At 68.8% G+C, this 15,449-nt stretch carries 16 protein-coding genes; 8 read left to right on the top strand and 8 right to left on the bottom strand.

Translation table 11 applies throughout. The features are described from left to right. Nucleotides 1-200: 200 nt before the first annotated feature. The 6 genes from LXN00_RS01090 to gap are packed head-to-tail and all read right to left on the bottom strand — an operon-like array spanning nt 201 to nt 6,329. Nucleotides 201-1,196: an alpha-ketoacid dehydrogenase subunit beta gene (locus LXN00_RS01090; protein ID WP_234503411.1), complete on the bottom strand. Its 996-nt coding sequence runs from the start codon at nt 1,194-1,196 to the stop codon at nt 201-203. After that, nucleotides 1,190-2,230 (bottom strand): pyruvate dehydrogenase (acetyl-transferring) E1 component subunit alpha, encoded by a 1,041-nt coding sequence (pdhA, locus tag LXN00_RS01085; RefSeq protein ID WP_234503410.1) that lies wholly within the window; start codon nt 2,228-2,230, stop codon nt 1,190-1,192. Before pdhA ends, LXN00_RS01090 begins: the two co-directional genes overlap by 7 nt. Next, the gene (locus tag LXN00_RS01080) at nt 2,220-3,344 is read right to left on the bottom strand and encodes a pyridoxal phosphate-dependent aminotransferase (protein ID WP_234503406.1); all 1,125 of its coding nucleotides are present in this window, start codon (nt 3,342-3,344) and stop codon (nt 2,220-2,222) included. Before LXN00_RS01080 ends, pdhA begins: the two co-directional genes overlap by 11 nt. A gap of 10 nt (nt 3,345-3,354) precedes the next feature. Further along, the gene (gene tpiA, locus LXN00_RS01075) at nt 3,355-4,107 is read right to left on the bottom strand and encodes a triose-phosphate isomerase (RefSeq protein ID WP_234503403.1); all 753 of its coding nucleotides are present in this window, start codon (nt 4,105-4,107) and stop codon (nt 3,355-3,357) included. 56 nt (nt 4,108-4,163) lie between these two features. After that, the gene (locus LXN00_RS01070; protein WP_234503402.1) at nt 4,164-5,333 is read right to left on the bottom strand and encodes a phosphoglycerate kinase; all 1,170 of its coding nucleotides are present in this window, start codon (nt 5,331-5,333) and stop codon (nt 4,164-4,166) included. Next, entirely contained in the window at nt 5,334-6,329 is a 996-nt protein-coding gene (gene gap / locus LXN00_RS01065; RefSeq protein WP_234503401.1) for a type I glyceraldehyde-3-phosphate dehydrogenase, read from the bottom strand. A gap of 173 nt (nt 6,330-6,502) precedes the next feature. Between gap and LXN00_RS01060 the strand changes: the two genes are divergently transcribed. The 7 genes from LXN00_RS01060 to LXN00_RS01030 are packed head-to-tail and all read left to right on the top strand — an operon-like array spanning nt 6,503 to nt 13,239. Then, entirely contained in the window at nt 6,503-7,108 is a 606-nt protein-coding gene (locus tag LXN00_RS01060; RefSeq protein ID WP_234503400.1) for a biotin transporter BioY, read from the top strand. Next, entirely contained in the window at nt 7,109-7,816 is a 708-nt protein-coding gene (locus LXN00_RS01055) for a carbon-nitrogen hydrolase family protein (protein ID WP_234503398.1), read from the top strand. 1 nt (nt 7,817) lies between these two features. Further along, nucleotides 7,818-8,252 (top strand): SsrA-binding protein SmpB, encoded by a 435-nt coding sequence (smpB, locus tag LXN00_RS01050; RefSeq protein ID WP_071677982.1) that lies wholly within the window; start codon nt 7,818-7,820, stop codon nt 8,250-8,252. Then, nucleotides 8,249-9,397, top strand: a complete 1,149-nt coding sequence (locus LXN00_RS01045) for an N-acetylmuramoyl-L-alanine amidase (RefSeq protein ID WP_234503396.1) — start codon at nt 8,249-8,251, stop codon at nt 9,395-9,397. Before smpB ends, LXN00_RS01045 begins: the two co-directional genes overlap by 4 nt. 2 nt (nt 9,398-9,399) lie before the next feature. Continuing rightward, on the top strand, nt 9,400-9,897 hold the full coding sequence (locus LXN00_RS01040; RefSeq protein WP_234503394.1) for a GerMN domain-containing protein: 498 nt from the start codon (nt 9,400-9,402) through the stop codon (nt 9,895-9,897). Next, nucleotides 9,894-12,923, top strand: coding sequence for an AAA family ATPase (locus LXN00_RS01035; protein ID WP_234503392.1), 3,030 nt, complete (start codon nt 9,894-9,896; stop codon nt 12,921-12,923). Before LXN00_RS01040 ends, LXN00_RS01035 begins: the two co-directional genes overlap by 4 nt. Beyond that, on the top strand, nt 12,913-13,239 hold the full coding sequence (locus tag LXN00_RS01030; RefSeq protein ID WP_234503390.1) for a nucleoside triphosphate pyrophosphohydrolase family protein: 327 nt from the start codon (nt 12,913-12,915) through the stop codon (nt 13,237-13,239). The genes LXN00_RS01035 and LXN00_RS01030 overlap by 11 nt, the downstream gene beginning before the upstream one ends. Before the next feature lie 165 nt (nt 13,240-13,404). Here LXN00_RS01030 and LXN00_RS01025 read toward each other — a convergent pair whose 3' ends face one another. Both LXN00_RS01025 and LXN00_RS01020 read right to left on the bottom strand, forming a co-directional pair. Next, nucleotides 13,405-13,653 carry a zf-TFIIB domain-containing protein gene (locus LXN00_RS01025; RefSeq protein ID WP_071677824.1) on the bottom strand — a complete coding sequence of 83 codons (249 nt, stop codon included), beginning with the start codon at nt 13,651-13,653 and terminating at the stop codon, nt 13,405-13,407. Then, complete coding sequence (locus LXN00_RS01020; protein ID WP_234503388.1) at nt 13,654-14,334, bottom strand: zinc metallopeptidase; 681 nt, start codon at nt 14,332-14,334, stop codon at nt 13,654-13,656. A gap of 253 nt (nt 14,335-14,587) precedes the next feature. On the opposite strand from LXN00_RS01020, the gene LXN00_RS01015 reads away from it, so the two are divergent. Next, nucleotides 14,588-15,445, top strand: coding sequence for a sulfurtransferase (locus tag LXN00_RS01015; protein WP_234503387.1), 858 nt, complete (start codon nt 14,588-14,590; stop codon nt 15,443-15,445). The last annotated feature ends 4 nt before the right edge of the window (nt 15,446-15,449 follow it).

Here is a 15,449-nt window from a genome sequence, read left to right as displayed (position 1 = left end):
GATCCTTGAGTAGTGGAGCGCCCATGGGTCCCCAACTCATAGCTTGATGATGGGATAGCATTGACCATATGTCAAGTTAACCTATTACACTAGGCTTTTACTGCCGAGTTTTATAGCCCATCCATGGGCAGAATGTGCCTTTTCTGCACACAAGAATAGCCACGGAAGGCCATCAAGCCTTCCGTGGGGTTACGCCGGGCCTAATGGGTTATCACCCGGCGCAAAGCTGCGAGAACCCTTTTCGCGTTGGGGCGGTAGAGGTGCTCAATGGCGCTAAAGGGCGGGTAGGGGGCGTCGTACCCCGCCACCCGCACCACGGGGGCCTCCAGGTAGTCTATGGCCCCCTCGGCGATGCGGGCGGCGATCTCCGCCCCGAAGCCCCCGGTGCGCATGGCCTCGTAGACCACGATGGCCCTGCCCGTTTCCTTCACGGCGGAAAGGAGGGTGTCCTCGTCCAGGGGCACCAGGGTTTCCAGGTCCACCACCATGACCTCCACCCCTTCCCTCTTCGCCACCTCCGCCGCCTCCAGCATCACCTCCACCATACCCCCGTAGCCGATGAGGGTGGCCGCCTTTCCTTCCCTCAGGATGCGGGCCTTGCCCAGGGGAAGGGTGTAGTAGCCCTCGGGCACCTCGGCCTTCGCGCCCCGGTAGAGCTTGATGGCCTCCAGGAAAAACACGGGGTCCGGGTCCTCAATGGCGGCGAGGAGAAGCCCCTTGGCCCTTTCGGGACTCGAGGGGATGACCACCTTCACCCCCGGCGTGTGGCAAAGGATGGCCTCCGGGGAGTCGGCGTGCTGTTCGGGGGTGTGCACGCCCCCGCCATAGGGAGCCCGCACCACCACGGGCAACCCCACCCGGCCCCGGCTGCGGTGCCGCCAACGCCCCAGGTGGGAGAGGATCTGGTCCAAGGCGGGGTAAAGGAAGCCGGCGAACTGGATCTCCGCCACGGGGCGCATGCCGCCCATGGCCAGGCCGATGGCCAGGCCCAGGATGCCGCTTTCCGCCAAGGGGGTGTCAAAGACCCGGTTCTCTCCGTACTTTCCTTGCAAGCCCTCCGTGACCCGGAACACCCCCCCAAGCCGCCCCACGTCCTCCCCAAAGACCAGGACCCGCTCGTCCCGGGCGAGGGCCAGGTCCAGGGCCTCGTTGATGGCCTGGACCATGTTGAGGACGCGCGCCTTTTCCTTCACCATACCTCCTCCACGTGCAGGCCTTGGCGCAAGGCCTCCCAGGCCCGTTTTTGGTCAGGCCCCATCTCGGCATAAACGTGTTCCACGATCTCCTCGGGCCGGGGCTCGGAGACGCTATCCGCCAGGGCGAGCTCCCTCTGGAACTCCTCCTCCAACGCCTGGAAAAGCGCCTCCTCTTTCCCCTCGTCCCATAGCCCCCTTTCCTCCAAGGCCCTCCGCAGGCGCAAAACAGGGTCTTTCTGCCGCCAAGCCTCTTCCTCCTCCTTGGAGCGGTAGCGGGAGGGGTCGTCGGAGGTGGTGTGGGGGGCGAGGCGGTAGGTGAGGGCCTCGAGGAGGGTGGGCCCCTCTCCTCGCCTCGCCCTCTCCACCGCCTTCTTGGCCTCCAGGTAGACGGCGATGGCGTCGTTCCCGTCCACCACCACCCCGGGCATGCCGTAGCCTTCGGCCCTTTGGGCGATGTACTCCACCCGCATCTGCCGGCTTTTGGGGACGCTGATGGCGTAGCCGTTGTTCTGCACCAGGAAGACCACCGGGGCCTGGAAGACGGCGGCGAAGTTGAGCCCCTCGTGGAAGTCCCCCTCGCTCGTCCCCCCGTCCCCGATGCTGGTGGCCACCACCCAGCCCTCCCCCCGGTAACGGCCCGCCAGGGCGAGCCCCACCGCCTGGGGGATCTGGGTGGCGATGGGGATATAGGGGTTCACCGCCCGCACCCCCTCGGGGAAGCGCCAGCCGGCGGGGTGGGCCCGCCAGTAGAGGATGAGGGTGTGGATGGGAAGCCCCCGGGTGAGGAGCAGGGCGCTTTCCCGGTAGCTCGGCACCACCCAGTCCCCCTCCCCCAGGGCCAGGCCCACCCCCACCTGGGCCGCCTCCTGCCCCATGAAGGGGGCGTAAACCCCAAGCCGCCCCTGCCGTTGCAGGGTCAGGGCCTTCTCGTCAAAGAACCGGGCCCGCCGCATGGCCCGGTAGAGGGCGAGGGCTTCCTCGGCCCCCAAGGGGAACTCCCCCTTTTCCAGGTACTGGACCACTTTAGGCTTCACGGGGGGAGTTTACCACACGCCCAAGCCGCTCCAGCGCCAGGGCAAGCTCCTCCTCGCTCTTGCAGAAGGCGAAGCGGAAGAGGTCCTGAGGGGCATTTTCCCGGTAAAAGGCGGAAGCGGGGATGAGGGCCACCTTCGCCTCCCGCACGAGCCAAAAAGCGTCCAAGCCCGGAAGCTCGGCCATGAGGAAGTAGGTCCCCTGGGGGAGGAAAACCCTAAGCCCCAAGGACCTCAGGCCCTCCACCAAGAGGTCCCGCCGCTTCCTGTAGCTTTCCCGCAAGGCCTCGTAGTACCCTTCCCGCCGCGCCACCCTCAAGGCCTCCGCCACCCCCGCCTGCAAGGGGGTGGGGGCGGAAAAGCTCGTCCACTGGCGCATCCCCGCCAGGGTGGGCATAAACTCGGGCGGGCCCACGATCCAGCCCACCCGGTAGCCCGTGGCCTCGAGGCGCTTCCCGGCGCTCCCCACGGTGAAGGTGCGCTCGGGGGCGAAGTCCCTGAGGCGCTTAGGCCGCTCCCCGAAGTAAAGCTCATCGTAGACCTCGTCGGAGATGAGGAAGAGGCCGTGCCTCCGGGCGAGCTCGGCCACCGCCTTGAGCTCGCCCTCGCCGAAGACCAGGCCCGTGGGGTTCATGGGGGCGTTGAGGAGGAGGGCCCGGGTCCTCGGGGTAATGGCCCTTTCCAGGGCGGCGAGGTCCAAGCGGAAGCCCTCTGGGGTCAGGTCCAGGCGCACGAGCCGCGCCTCCGCCCCCGCCAGGAAGGCGTCGGGCAAGTAGACGTCAAAAAAAGGCTCTAGGACCACCACCTCCTCCCCCGGCCCCGCCAGGCTTTGGAGGAGGACGTAGAGGGCCTCCGTGGCCCCCGAGGTCACCACCACGCCCTCGGGCGCCACGCCGAACTCCTCCGCCAAGGCCTCCCGCAAAAGGGGAAGGCCCGCTGGGGGGGCGTACTGGTCGTACCGCCCCAAGGCCCGCCCCACCGCCTCCAGGAGGAAGGGGGGCGGGGGGTTGGAGGGGAAGCCCTGCCCCAGGTTCACCGCCCCGAGCTCCCTCGCCAGGGCGCTCATCTTGGGGAAAATGCTCTCCTTCGCCGCCTGGGTCCGGGGGTGGAGCCGCATAAATATGAGTTTAGCCCGCCATGCGCAGGAGGGCGAGGAAGCTCTCCAACTCCAGGCTCGCCCCGCCCACCAAACCCCCGTCCACGTTGGGCATGGAGAGGAGCTGGGCGAAGTTCGTGGGGTTCACGCTTCCCCCGTAGAGGATGCGCACCCGCCCCGCAAAGCCCTCCCCGTACCGCTCCGCCAGGGCTTGGCGGATGGCCCGGTGCATGGCCTCGGCGTCCTCCGGGGTGGCGTTCCTCCCGGTGCCGATGGCCCAGACGGGCTCGTAGGCGATGACGAGGGCGTCCGGGGAAGGGGGCTCCACCCCCTCCAGGCTTCCTTGGAGTTGGGCCAAGGTGTAGGGCACCGCCTCCCCCCTTTCCCGCACCTCCAAAGGCTCCCCCACGCAGAGGATGGGGGTGATACCTTCCTCCAGAAGCCGCTTGGCCTTCTCCGCCACCAGGCGGTCCGTCTCCCCGTGGTAGCGCCGCCTTTCCGAGTGGCCCACGATGGCGTAGCGGCACCCGAGGTCGGCGAGCATCCGGGCCGAAACCTCCCCCGTGTAGGCCCCTTCCCGGTGGGCGGAGACGTCCTGGGCCCCGTAGGCCACCTGGCTCCCCGAGAAAACCTCCTTGGCGGCGGGGAGCATGGGGTAGGCGGGAAGGAGGGCCACCTCCGATTGCAAGGGGGGAAGGAGCCTTTTGAGCTCGGCGAACCAAACCCGGGCTTCCGAAGGGACTTTATGCATCTTCCAGTTGCCCGCCACCAGTACCCGGCGCATGGGGCCATCATAACGAAAACCCCGCCCCCCTCGAGGGGGGCGGGAAGGAAGGGGGCCTACTCCAGGACCTCAATCCCGGGGAGCGTGCCCTTTTCCAAGAACTCCAGGCTGGCCCCGCCCCCGGTGGAAACGTGGCTAAAGCGCTCTTTCAGGCCCAGGCGGTTCACCGCCGCCACGGAGTCGCCCCCGCCCACCACGGTGAAGGCGCCCTCGAGGGCGGCCACGGCCCGGCCCACGCCCAAGGTCCCCTGGTCAAAGGGGGGCACCTCAAAGACCCCCATGGGCCCATTCCAGAACACTGTCTTGGCCCCCTTGAGGGCCTCGGCGAAGGCCTCCTGGGTCTTGGGGCCGATGTCCAAGCCCATGTAGGGCACGGGGATGGCGTCCGCCGGAAAGACCCGGGTTTCCACCCCCGTGGCGATCTCCGTGGCCGCCACCACGTCCTGGGGAAGGTAAACCCGGACGCCCAGGCCCTCCGCCCGCTTGAGGAGGTCGCGGGCCAGGTCCAGGCGGTCCTCCTCCACCAGGCTCTTCCCCACCTCACCCCCCAAGGCCTTGAGGAAGGTGAAGGCCATGGCACCGCCGATGAGAAGCCGGTCAATGCGGGGCAGAAGGCTCTCAATGACCCCGATCTTGTCGGAAACCTTGGCCCCGCCCAGGACCACGGCGTAGGGCCGCTCGGGCTCGTGGAGGAGGCGGGAGAGGGCCCGCACCTCCTTCTCCATGAGGAAGCCGGCGTAGGCGGGGAGAAGCCGCGCCACCCCCACCACGCTGGCGTGGGCCCGGTGGGCGCTCCCGAAGGCGTCCAGGACGAAGGCGTCGCCAAGCCGGGCGTAGCGGGCGGCGAGCTCGGGGTCATTCTTCTCCTCCCCCGGCTCAAAGCGGACGTTTTCCAAAAGCGCCACCTCCCCTGCCCCCAAGGCCCGCACCGCCTGGTAGGCCTCCTCCGAGCCCGGGCTGTGGGGCACGAAGCGGACCCCCGGGAGGTGGCGGGCCAAGGCCTCGGCCACGGGGGCGAGGGAGTACTTGGGGTCGGGCCCCTTGGGCCGGCCCAGGTGGGAGAGGAGGACCAAAGAGGCCCCCCCTTCCAGGAGGTGGCGCAGGGTGGGGAGGCTCTCTTGGATGCGGGTTTCGTCCTGGACCACCCCGTTTTGGATGGGGACGTTGTAGTCCACCCGCACCAAGACCCGCTTCCCCTTGGGGTCCAACTGGCGCAGGGTGCGCATCTAGACCCCCTTCTTCAGGACGAGCTCCACCAGGTCCGCCACCCGGTTGGCGTAGCCCCACTCGTTGTCGTACCAGGCGAAGACCTTCACCAGGTTGCCGATGGCCTTGGTGAGCTTGCCGTCCACGATGGAGGAGTGCGGGTCCATGACGATGTCCTGGAGGACGATCTCGTCCTCGGTGTAGGCGAGGATGCCCTTTAGGGGCCCCTCCGCCGCGGCCTTGAGGGCGGCGTTCACCTCCTCCGCCGTCACCTCCCGCTTGAGGAGGGCGGTGATGTCGGAGATGCTCCCCGTGGCCGTGGGCACCCTTAGGGCGGTGCCGTCAAAGCGCCCCTTGAGGGAGGGCAGGACCAAGGCGGTGGCCTTGGCCGCCCCCGTGGTGGTGGGGATGATGTTGATGGCGGCGGCCCGGGCCCGGCGCAGGTCCTTGTGGGGCAGGTCCAGAAGCCTCTGGTCGTTGGTGTAGGAGTGGACCGTGGTCATGAGGGCCTTCTCCACCCCGAAGGCCTCCTCCAGGACCTTCATCACGGGGGCCAAGGAGTTGGTGGTGCAGGAGGCGTTGGAGAGGATGTGGTGCTTGGCGGGGTCGTAGGCCTCGTGGTTCACCCCCATGACGATGGTGATGTCCTCCCCCTTGGCGGGGGCGGTGATGATGACCTTCTTGGCGCCGGCCTCGAGGTGGGCCTTTGCCTTTTCGGCGTCGGTGAAGACGCCGGTGGACTCCACCACCAGGTCCACGCCCACCGCCTTCCAGGGGATCTCCTTGGGGTCTTTGATGGCGGTGGCCCGGATGGCCTTGCCGTCCACGTAAAGGTTTTCCTCGTCGTAGCCCACCTCGCCGGGGAAGCGGTGATAGACGGAATCGTACTTCAAAAGGTGCGCCAGGGTGCGGTTGTCCGTGAGGTCGTTGATTAGGGCCACCTCCACGCCCCGGGTGTGCAGGATGCGGAAGACCTGGCGCCCGATGCGGCCGAACCCGTTAATCCCTACCTTCATGGTTCACCTCCTATATGGAAACCCTTCCACCCTCACCGCCCCACCGCGAAAGGCATGGGAGGCCAAGGGGAAGAAGGCACGGCTCCAGTATACCCCTAGATCCTTAAGCCTCCCGGCCCACACCTTTAAGGCCTTGACATGTAAACCGCCAAGCAATAACTTGGTTGACGACTATGAAGACGGAAGCCCTGAGTTACACCCCCTTGGCCAAGACCCTTTGGCCCAAGCGCACCTTGGCCCGCGACCTAAGCCTGGTCCTGGCGGGAAGCCTCTTCGTGGCCCTCACCGCCCAGGTGGCCATCCCCCTCCCCTTCACCCCGGTGCCCATCACCCTCCAGACCCTGGGCCTCCTCCTGGTGGGGGCGGCCCTGGGGAGCCGGCTCGGTTTCCTAGCCCTCCTGGCCTACCTCCTGGAGGGGGCCATGGGGCTTCCCGTCTTCGCCGGGGGCACGGGCGGGGTGGCCAAAATCCTCGGGCCCACGGGGGGGTTCCTCCTCGCCTTCCCCCTGGCGGCGGGGCTCGCGGGGCTCTTGGTGGAGCGGTTCGGCCTGGACCGCACTTTCCTCGGCACCCTTCTCGCCATGCTCGCCGGCAACGCCCTCCTCTACCTGGTGGGCCTCCCCTGGCTTGGGGCCTGGCTCATGGGGGTGGGCAAGTTCACGGGGATAGGGGGGCTCTTGGCCATGGGGCTTTTCCCCTTCATCCCCGGCGACCTGGTGAAGGCGGTGCTCGCCGCCCTCCTTCTGCCCACGGCCTGGCGCTTCCTGGGCCGGCGGTAGATGCGCCTCGCCCTGGCCCACCTCGCCAGGCGGGATAGCCCGAAAGCGCTCCTTAGGGCCCTCCGCCCCCTGGCCCAAGAGGCGCGGGCCGAGGGGGCGGGGCTTTTGCTCCTTCCCGAGCTCCTCCTGGGCAAGCGGGAAGCGCCGGACCTGCCCCAGGCCCTGGAGGAGCTGGCGGGGGAAGAGGGCCTAAAGGTGGCGGCGGGCCTCCTCCTGGAAGGGGAAAACCGCCTCCAGGTCTTTCCCCACGGCCCCGCCTACGCCAAGGTCCACCTCTACCTGACGGAGGAGGAAGAGGGGGACATGGGGCTCCGCCCAGGGGAGGGTCCCGTACCCCTCGTCCACGGGGGCCGCACCTTCGGCCTCGCCCTCTGCTACGACCTGGACTTCCCCGAGCTCTTCCGGGCCTACGCCCTCGAGGGCGCCCAGGGCTTTCTGGTGGGGGCTGCCTGGCCCGGGGCCTACGCCGAGCTCATGGAGGTCCTGGCCCGGGCCCGGGCGGCGGAGAACCAGGCCTACCTCCTCCTGGCGAGCCGGGCGGACACGGGAAGCCCAAGCCTCTTCGTGGGCCCCGACGGCCGGGTCCTCGGGCGGAGGGAGGAAGAGGGCCTTCTCCTTGCCGAGCCGGACTGGGGGTTCCTCGAGGCCTACCGGGCCCGGTATCCCCTCCTGAAGCACCGCCGGGAAGGGGCCTACCGCCTCTGGTAAGATAGCCCCTGTGCTGGAGAACCGCCGGGCGCGGCACGACTACGAGATCCTGGAGACCTACGAGGCGGGCCTGGTCCTCAAGGGGACGGAGGTGAAGTCCCTGAGGGCGGGGAAGGTGGACTTCACCGGGAGCTTCGCCAAGTTTGAGGATGGGGAGCTTTATTTGGAAAATCTCTACATAGCCCCGTACGAAAAGGGCTCCTACACCAACGTGGACCCCCGCCGCAAGCGCAAGCTCCTCCTCCACCGCCACGAGCTCAACCGCCTGCGGGGCAAGGTGGAGCAGAAGGGGCTCACCCTGGTCCCCCTCAAGATCTACTTCAACGAGCGGGGCTACGCCAAGGTCCTCCTGGGCCTCGCCCGGGGCAAGAAGGCCTACCAGAAGAAGGAAGACGATAAGAAGAAGGCGGTGCGCCGCGCCCTGGAGGAGCTATGAGGCTTTGGGCCCTGGTCCTCTTCGCCGCCTTGGCCTTCGCCCAGGCCCCCAAGCCCCTAAGGGTGGGCGGCCTCACGGGGGAGGCCCTCTACCCTGGGGGGCGGGGGGTGGCCTACGGGCCCGCCCGCCTGGTGGCCCAGGGCCTGGGGCTTGCCCTTTGGCAGGGGGAAGGCCGCCTGGCCCTGGGCCTAGGGAGCCGGCAGAAGGTCTTCCCCATCCTGGACCAGGAGGCCCAGGCCGTCTCCCGCCTGGCCGCCTGGCGGCGGGGGGGCGAGGTCTACGTGCCCCTCCGCCCCCTGGCCGAGGCCCTCGGCCTCACCTACCGGGCCCAGGAGGGCATTCTCCTGGACCTGCCTTGGGCGGAGCTCCAGGGCGTGGACCAGGGCCATGGCCGCATGGTCTTCCGCTTTTCCCGAGAGGTGAACGCCCGCCTCCAGGAGGGCGGGGTCCTCTTCCTCCTCGCCAAGGGGGAGGGAGCGGGGCTAAGGCAGGAACCCTTAGGGCTCTTCCTGCCCCTTAGCGCTCCCCCCGACCGCCTCTACTACCCGGGGGGAGGCCAGGTGGCCCTGGAGTGGGGGCCCTTGCCCAGGGCCAAGCCCCTGGTCCTCCTGGACCCCGGGCACGGGGGCGAGGACCGGGGGGTAGACCTCGGGGGGCTCCCGGAAAAGGACCTCACCCTGGACCTGGCCCGCCGGGTGGCGGCCCGCCTCCCGGGAAGCCGCCTCACCCGGACCCGGGACCAAAGCCTGCCCCTCGAGGCCCGCATGGCCCAGGCGCAAGGGGCAGCGGTCTTCTTATCCCTGCACGCCATCCGGGGAAGCGCCCTCAACCTCTACCTGCCCAAGGAGCGCTCCCTAGCCCTGGCCCAAAACGCCGAAAGCCTCCTCGCCACCGCCCCCGCCGAGGAGCGGGCCCTCCTCAAAACCTACGCCGGGGATCCCAGGCGTCTTGCCGCCGCCCTGGAACGGTCCTTTTCCACCTTGGGCCTGGTCCTGGCGCGGGCGGAGGGGCCCTATGCCCTCACGGACCTGCCGGGGGCGGCGGTCCTCTTGGAAGTCGGCGTAGAGCGCCTCAAAAACCCGCAAGACCGGGAGGCCCTGGCCGAGGCCATCGCCCGGGGCATCCAAGCCTACCTGGAGGAATGAGCGTGCGCGGGTTATTTACCTTTTGGAACGTGCTCGGCCTCCTCATCTTCGCCCTGGGGGCCTTCGTCTACTGGAAAAGCGCCGGGAAAGAGGCCACGGGGGCCTTGCCCCTGCCCTCGGAAGGCGAGGCCAAGGCGAACGCCCTCGTCCTGGTCCTCCACCGCCCCGACCCACCCCGGGGCTTCCTGAAGGAAACGGAAACCCTCACCCTCGCCCCCGGGGAAAGCCCCGAGGGCCGGGCCCTCGCCGCCTGGGCCGAGGCCACCCAGTCCCCCAGGCCCAGGGCCCTCTTCCGCACGGGCAAAACGTTGGTGGTGGACCTGCCCGCCAACTTCGCCCAAGGGCTGGACGCCACCGGGGAGGCCTTCCGGCTCTATAGCCTGGCCTACACCCTCCTCGCCACCTTTCCCGAGGCGGAGGAGGTGCGCTTTCTGGTGGAGGGGAAGCCCACCCCCGGCCTGGCCCACCTGGACCTGCAAAAACCCATCCGCCTGCCATGAGCGAAGCCTGGCGCATTGACCGCTTGACGCTTCAAGGGTTTAAGTCCTTCGCCGAGCGCACCACCCTGGACTTCCCCGACCCCGTCACGGGGATCATCGGCCCGAACGGCTCGGGCAAGAGCAACCTGGTGGAGGCCTTGCGCTTCGTCACCGGGGCCCGGGCCCACGAGCTAAGAGGCCAGGAGCTCGCCGCCTTCCTCTTCCACGGGGCGGAGGGCCGCCCGCCCTTGGGCTACGCCGAGGTACGGCTGGAGCTTTCCCGGGGGAAGGAGCGCCTGGTGGTGGAAAGGCGGCTTGAGGGGGAGCGCACCTTCCTCAAGGTGAACGGCCGCCCGGCCAGCGCCAAGGCCTTGGCCCTCGCCCTGGCGGGCACCGGCCTGGGCCGGGGGGGGTACGCCATCGTGGGCCAAGGGGAGATCGGGGCCCTGCTGGAAGCCCCCGAGGAGGTGCTCCTCGCCCACCTGGAGGAGGCCGCCGGGCTCAGGCCCGTGGCGGAGGCGGCCAAGATGGCGGAGGAGCGGCTTAAGGAGGCCTCTGCCCTTCTAAAAGAGCGGGAGGAGGCCTTGGGGCGCCTAAAGGCGGAGGCCAGCCGGCTCCAAGGGGAAGCGGAAAGGGCGGCCCGGGCCCGGGCCTTGGACCTGGAGGCGCTGAGGCTTCGGCGAAGCCTCCTCCTGGCCCGCATGGAGGAGGCGGAGGCGGAGATGGCCAAGGCCCGGGCCCGCCTCGAGGACCTGGCAAAGGAGGAAGCCCTCCTCAAGGAGGCGCAACGGGCCCTCAAGGAGCGCCAAGAAGCCCTCCGCGCCGAGGAGGAAACCCTGCGGCGCCGGCTAGAGGAGGTGCGCCTCCTCCTCAAGGAACGGGAGGGGCTTCAGGCGGAAGAGCGGGAGCTTTCCCGGGTCCTCAAGGCCCTGGACCGGCCGCCCCCGGAGGACCCTGGACCCCCCATCCCCGCCCCGCCGGTGGAGGCGAAGGAGGTCCGGGCCCGCCTCGCCCGGCTGAAGGCGGAGGAGGCCAAGCTCCTTGCGGAAAGGCGCCGCCTGGAGGAAGCTTGGCGCCGCTACGAGGCCGAAGCCGCCCGCCACGAGGAGCGCCTACGCCAGTACCAAGAAGCCCTGGCGGAACGGGAGCGCCTCCAGGCGGAGCTTGCCGAAAAGGAAGCGGCCCTGGCCAGGCTTGAGGAAGCTTGGGAAAAAAGGAAGTCCCTGGAAGCCCAGCTAGAAGAGGCCAAGGCCCAGCTCAAGGCCGCTTCCCGGGAGCGGGAACGCCTAAGCCGCCTTCTGGAGGCGGGGATGGACCTGCACGAGGGCCCCAAGCGGGTGCGGGGGCTAAGGGGGATCCTGGGGGTGGTGGCGGACCTGGTGCGGCCCGAGCCCGGGCTGGAAGTGGCCCTGGAGGTGGCCCTAGGCCCCAGGCTCCAGTGGGTCCTGGCCCAGGACGAGGAGGCGGCCAAGGCGGCCATCGCCCTCCTCAAGCGGGAAGGGGGGCGGGCCACCTTCCTGCCCCTCACCCTCCTCCACCCACCCCCCGCCCCCAACCCCAAGCCCGCCCCCGGGCTCCTCGGCCCCGCCTACCGCCTGGCCTCCTTGCGCGCCCCCGGGCTTCCCGCCGAGGCCATCCTCCTCGCCCTTTTGGGGGATACCCTGGTCTTCGCCGACCTGGAGGCCGCCCTGGCCTACCGCCGCGCCGGGGGCCGGGAGCGGCTCGTGACCCGGGAAGGCGAGGTGCTGGAGCGCCTCGGGGCCCTCACCGGGGGGCGGGTCAAGGGGGGCGGGGAAACCCTCCTCCTGCGCCGCCGCCTCGAGGACCTGGCCGAGGAGGAAACCCGGCTTCGGGAACGCATCCACGCCCTAGAGGAGGCCCTTAAGCCCCTCCCCCCCGCCCAGGCCTTCGCCGAGGCCAAGGCCAAGGTGGCGGCCCTCCAGGCCAGGCTCAAGGCCCCCCTTCCCCCAGCCCCCAAGCCCCCCACCCCGCCCGAGGCCGCCTGGGACGAGGGGAAGCTCAAGGCCTTGGCGGAGGAGCGGCAGGCCCTGGAGGGGCTCTTGGCCCAGGCGGAGGCCCACGCCCGCTGGCGCCTCCTGGCCGAGGCCCACGCCGCCTGGCAGAAAGCAGCGGAGGAAGCGGCCCGGGTAAGGGAACGCCTCGCCGAGCTCAAGGAGCGCCTCGAGGCCACCCTTCCCCTCCTGGAGGAGGCCAAGGTCCTGGAAGCCCAGCTATCCAAGCTCCGGCAGGAGCGCCAAGCCCTGCAGGAGCAGGAGGCCCGCACCCTCACCCAGGCCAACACCCTCCTGGCCGAACGGGAAAGCCTCCGCCTCCTCCTGGCAAGGCGGGAAGCCACCTTGGAGGAGCTATCCCGGGAACTCGCCCCCCTACCCGAGGCGGAGAGGATACCGGGCTCCCCAAGAGCGCTCCAAGCCCGTCTAGCCCAGGTCCTCAAGGAGCGGGAAAGCCTGGGCCCCGTGAACGCCCTGGCCGAAAGGGAGCTAGCGCCCCTCCTGGAGGAACTCGCCCTGCGGGAGCGGGAGGTGGCGGAGGCCAAGGAAGCCCTTTTGCGCCTGGAGGCGGAAACCCAAGCCGTGGAAAGGGCCTACGCCGAGCGCCTCAAGGAAAGCTTCCTCCGCTTCCAGGAGGCTTTCCGCACCCAGGCCCTGGCCCTCCTGGGGGCCCAGGCGGAGGTGAGGCGGGAGGGCCGGGGGCTAAAGCTCCTCCTGGTGCCCCAGGGCAAGCGCACCCAGGACCTCCGCCTCCTTTCCCTGGGGGAGAAAACCCTCGGCGCCTTGGCCTTCCTCTTCGCCCTGGGGGAGCTCCAAGGGGGGCTTCCCCTGGCGGTGTTGGACGAGGTGGACGCCGCCCTGGACGAGGCCAACCTCCTCCGCTTCGCCCGGTTTTTGGCCTCGGGGCGCCAGTTCATCCTCGTCACCCACCAAAAGCGCACCATGGAAGCCTGCCACGCCCTCTACGGCGTCACCTCGGACAGGGGCGTGAGCCGGGTGTACGCCATCCGCAAGGAGGTGGCCCATGACCTTTGACGCGTACCAGGAAGAGGCCAAGAAGACCGCCCTCTACCCCGAGGCCTACCGCCTCCTCTACCCCACCCTGGGCCTGGCGGGGGAGGCGGGGGAACTGGCCAACAAGGTGAAGAAGGTCCTCCGCGACCACGGGGGCAGGCTTACCCCCGAGATCCGGGAAGCCCTCTTGCAGGAGCTTGGGGACGTACTCTGGTACGTGGCCCAGGTGGCCACGGACCTGGAGGTGCGCCTCGAGGCGGTGGCCCAGGCCAACCTGGAGAAGCTCCGCTCCCGCAAGGCGCGTGGGAAGCTTTCGGGGTCTGGGGATAATCGCTAACGAGAGTTGCTTGCACAATTACGTCAAGCCCCCCGCCACCTGGGACGAACTCAACGCCGATGAGGCTAGGAAGGACGCGTACGCCGAATACCGCCGCTGGTACCTGCGCCTGAAGCGGGCGGACTAAGGGAAACCCCCTGGGGTAAGGACCCAGGGGGTGTTCCCTCAGTCAAAAAGGTCAAAGAATTCCAAGAAGCCTTTCTTTTTCTTGTAGGGTTTGCCCTCCTTGCGGTAGTAGGCCTCCCGCTCCTCCTCGTAGGCCCTCTCCACCGCCCGGGCCTCGGCGAGGAGCTTTTCCAGCTCCCCCCGGTCCAACCACACCCCCCCGCACTGGGGGCAGACGTCTATGAGCACCCCCCGGCGCTCCACCTCCTTCATGCCCACGCCGCACTGGGGGCAGAGGAGAAGGGGCATCTACTCCTCCCTCCGCCCCATGAGGAGGCTGGCGTAGTAGAGGATGGTGGCCAGGGAGCTGGCCAGGGCCGCCACGTAGGTCAGGGCCGCCCAGGTGAGCACCTGCCGCGCCGGGCCCATCTCCCGGGCGTCCAGGAAGCCCATGCGCTTCAGGAAGTCCAGGGCCCTCCGGGAGGCGTCAAACTCCACGGGCAGGGTGATGAGCTGGAAGAAGGCCACCGCCAGGTAGAGGTAAAGCCCGAGCTTCGCCAAGCCCAAGGCCCCCACCATGAGCCCGAGCACCACCAGGATGGGCCCCAGGTTGCTCCCGAGGCTCGCCGCGGGCCAAAGGCTTGCCCGCACCCTGAGCCAAGCGTAGCCCTGGGCGTCCTGCACCGCATGCCCCACCTCGTGGGCCGCCACCGCCAAAGCGGCGAGGCTTGGCGAAGCGTAGTTGGGCTCGGATAGCCGCACCGCCTTGGCGTGCGGGTCATAGTGGTCCGTCAAGGCCCCGGGCACCGGTTCCACCCGCACGTGGGTGAGCCCGTGTGCGTCCAGGATGGCCCGGGCCACCTGGGCCCCGGTGAGCCCCCGGGCGTTGGCCACCCGGCTGAAGCGGGCGAAGGTGGCCTGCAGACCCCCTTGAATGGCCAGGCTAGCCACGAAAACCACGGCCATGAGCGCGATCGCCAGTAAGTCCATGCTTCACCTCCTTGCGGGACGTAGCAAAAACCGAGGCCACCTTTTAGGTGGTCTCGCCATGCGCCTAAAGCGCCCCAGCCGACCGGGGAAACCTCCCGTACTGACGACCGGCTGGCCCCCGAATGGGGGCGGCTACTCCCCGCAGGTACCTTTATACCAGACCCCGCCCTGGGGAACAAGGAGGTTATGGGAATTGTGTCCCCTGTTCTTTGCATTCAGACACTCAAGGGTATATTGGGAGCGGGAGGTGCCTATGGGATACGCGCATCCGGAGGTTCTGGTCAGCACCCAATGGGTGCAGGAGCACTTGGAGGACCCTGGGGTACGGATCCTCGAGGTGGACGAGGACATCCTCCTCTACGAGACGGGCCACATCCCAGGGGCCCAGAAGATTGACTGGCAGAGGGACTTCTGGGACCCGGTGGTGCGGGACTTCATCAGCGAGGAAGGGTTTGCCCAGCTCATGGAAAGGCTCGGCATCTCCAACGACACCACCGTGGTCCTCTACGGCGACAAGAACAACTGGTGGGCCGCCTACGCCTTCTGGTTCTTCAAGTACAACGGGCACAAGGACGTGCGCCTCATGAATGGGGGACGGCAGAAGTGGGTAGAAGAGGGCCGGCCCCTCACCACCGAGGTCCCGAGCTACCCCCCGGGCCGCTACGAGGTCCCCTACCGGGACGAGTCCATCCGCGCCTACCGGGACGACGTCTTGGAGCACATCCTCAAGGTCAAGGAGGGGAAGGGGGCCTTGGTGGACGTGCGGAGCCCCGAGGAGTACCGGGGCGAGCTCACCCACATGCCCAACTACCCGCAGGAAGGGGCCCTGCGCGCCGGGCACATCCCCGGGGCCAAGAACATCCCCTGGGCCAAGGCGGTGAACCCCGACGGGACCTTCAAAAGCGCTGAGGAGCTAAAGGCCCTCTACGAGCCCTTGGGCATCACCAAGGACAAGGACGTGGTGGTCTACTGCCGCATCGCCGAGCGCTCCAGCCACTCTTGGTTTGTCCTCAAGTACCTCCTGGGCTACCCCCACGTGAAGAACTACGACGGCTCCTGGACGGAGTGGGGCAACCTGGTGGGGGTACCCATCGCCAAAGGGGAGGAGTAAGGGG

The sequence above is a fragment of the Thermus brockianus genome (assembly GCF_021462505.1).
Taxonomy (GTDB): domain Bacteria; phylum Deinococcota; class Deinococci; order Deinococcales; family Thermaceae; genus Thermus; species Thermus hydrothermalis.
The sequence above is the reverse complement of the archived record's forward strand: the minus strand, read 5'-3'. Positions and strand labels throughout refer to the sequence as shown.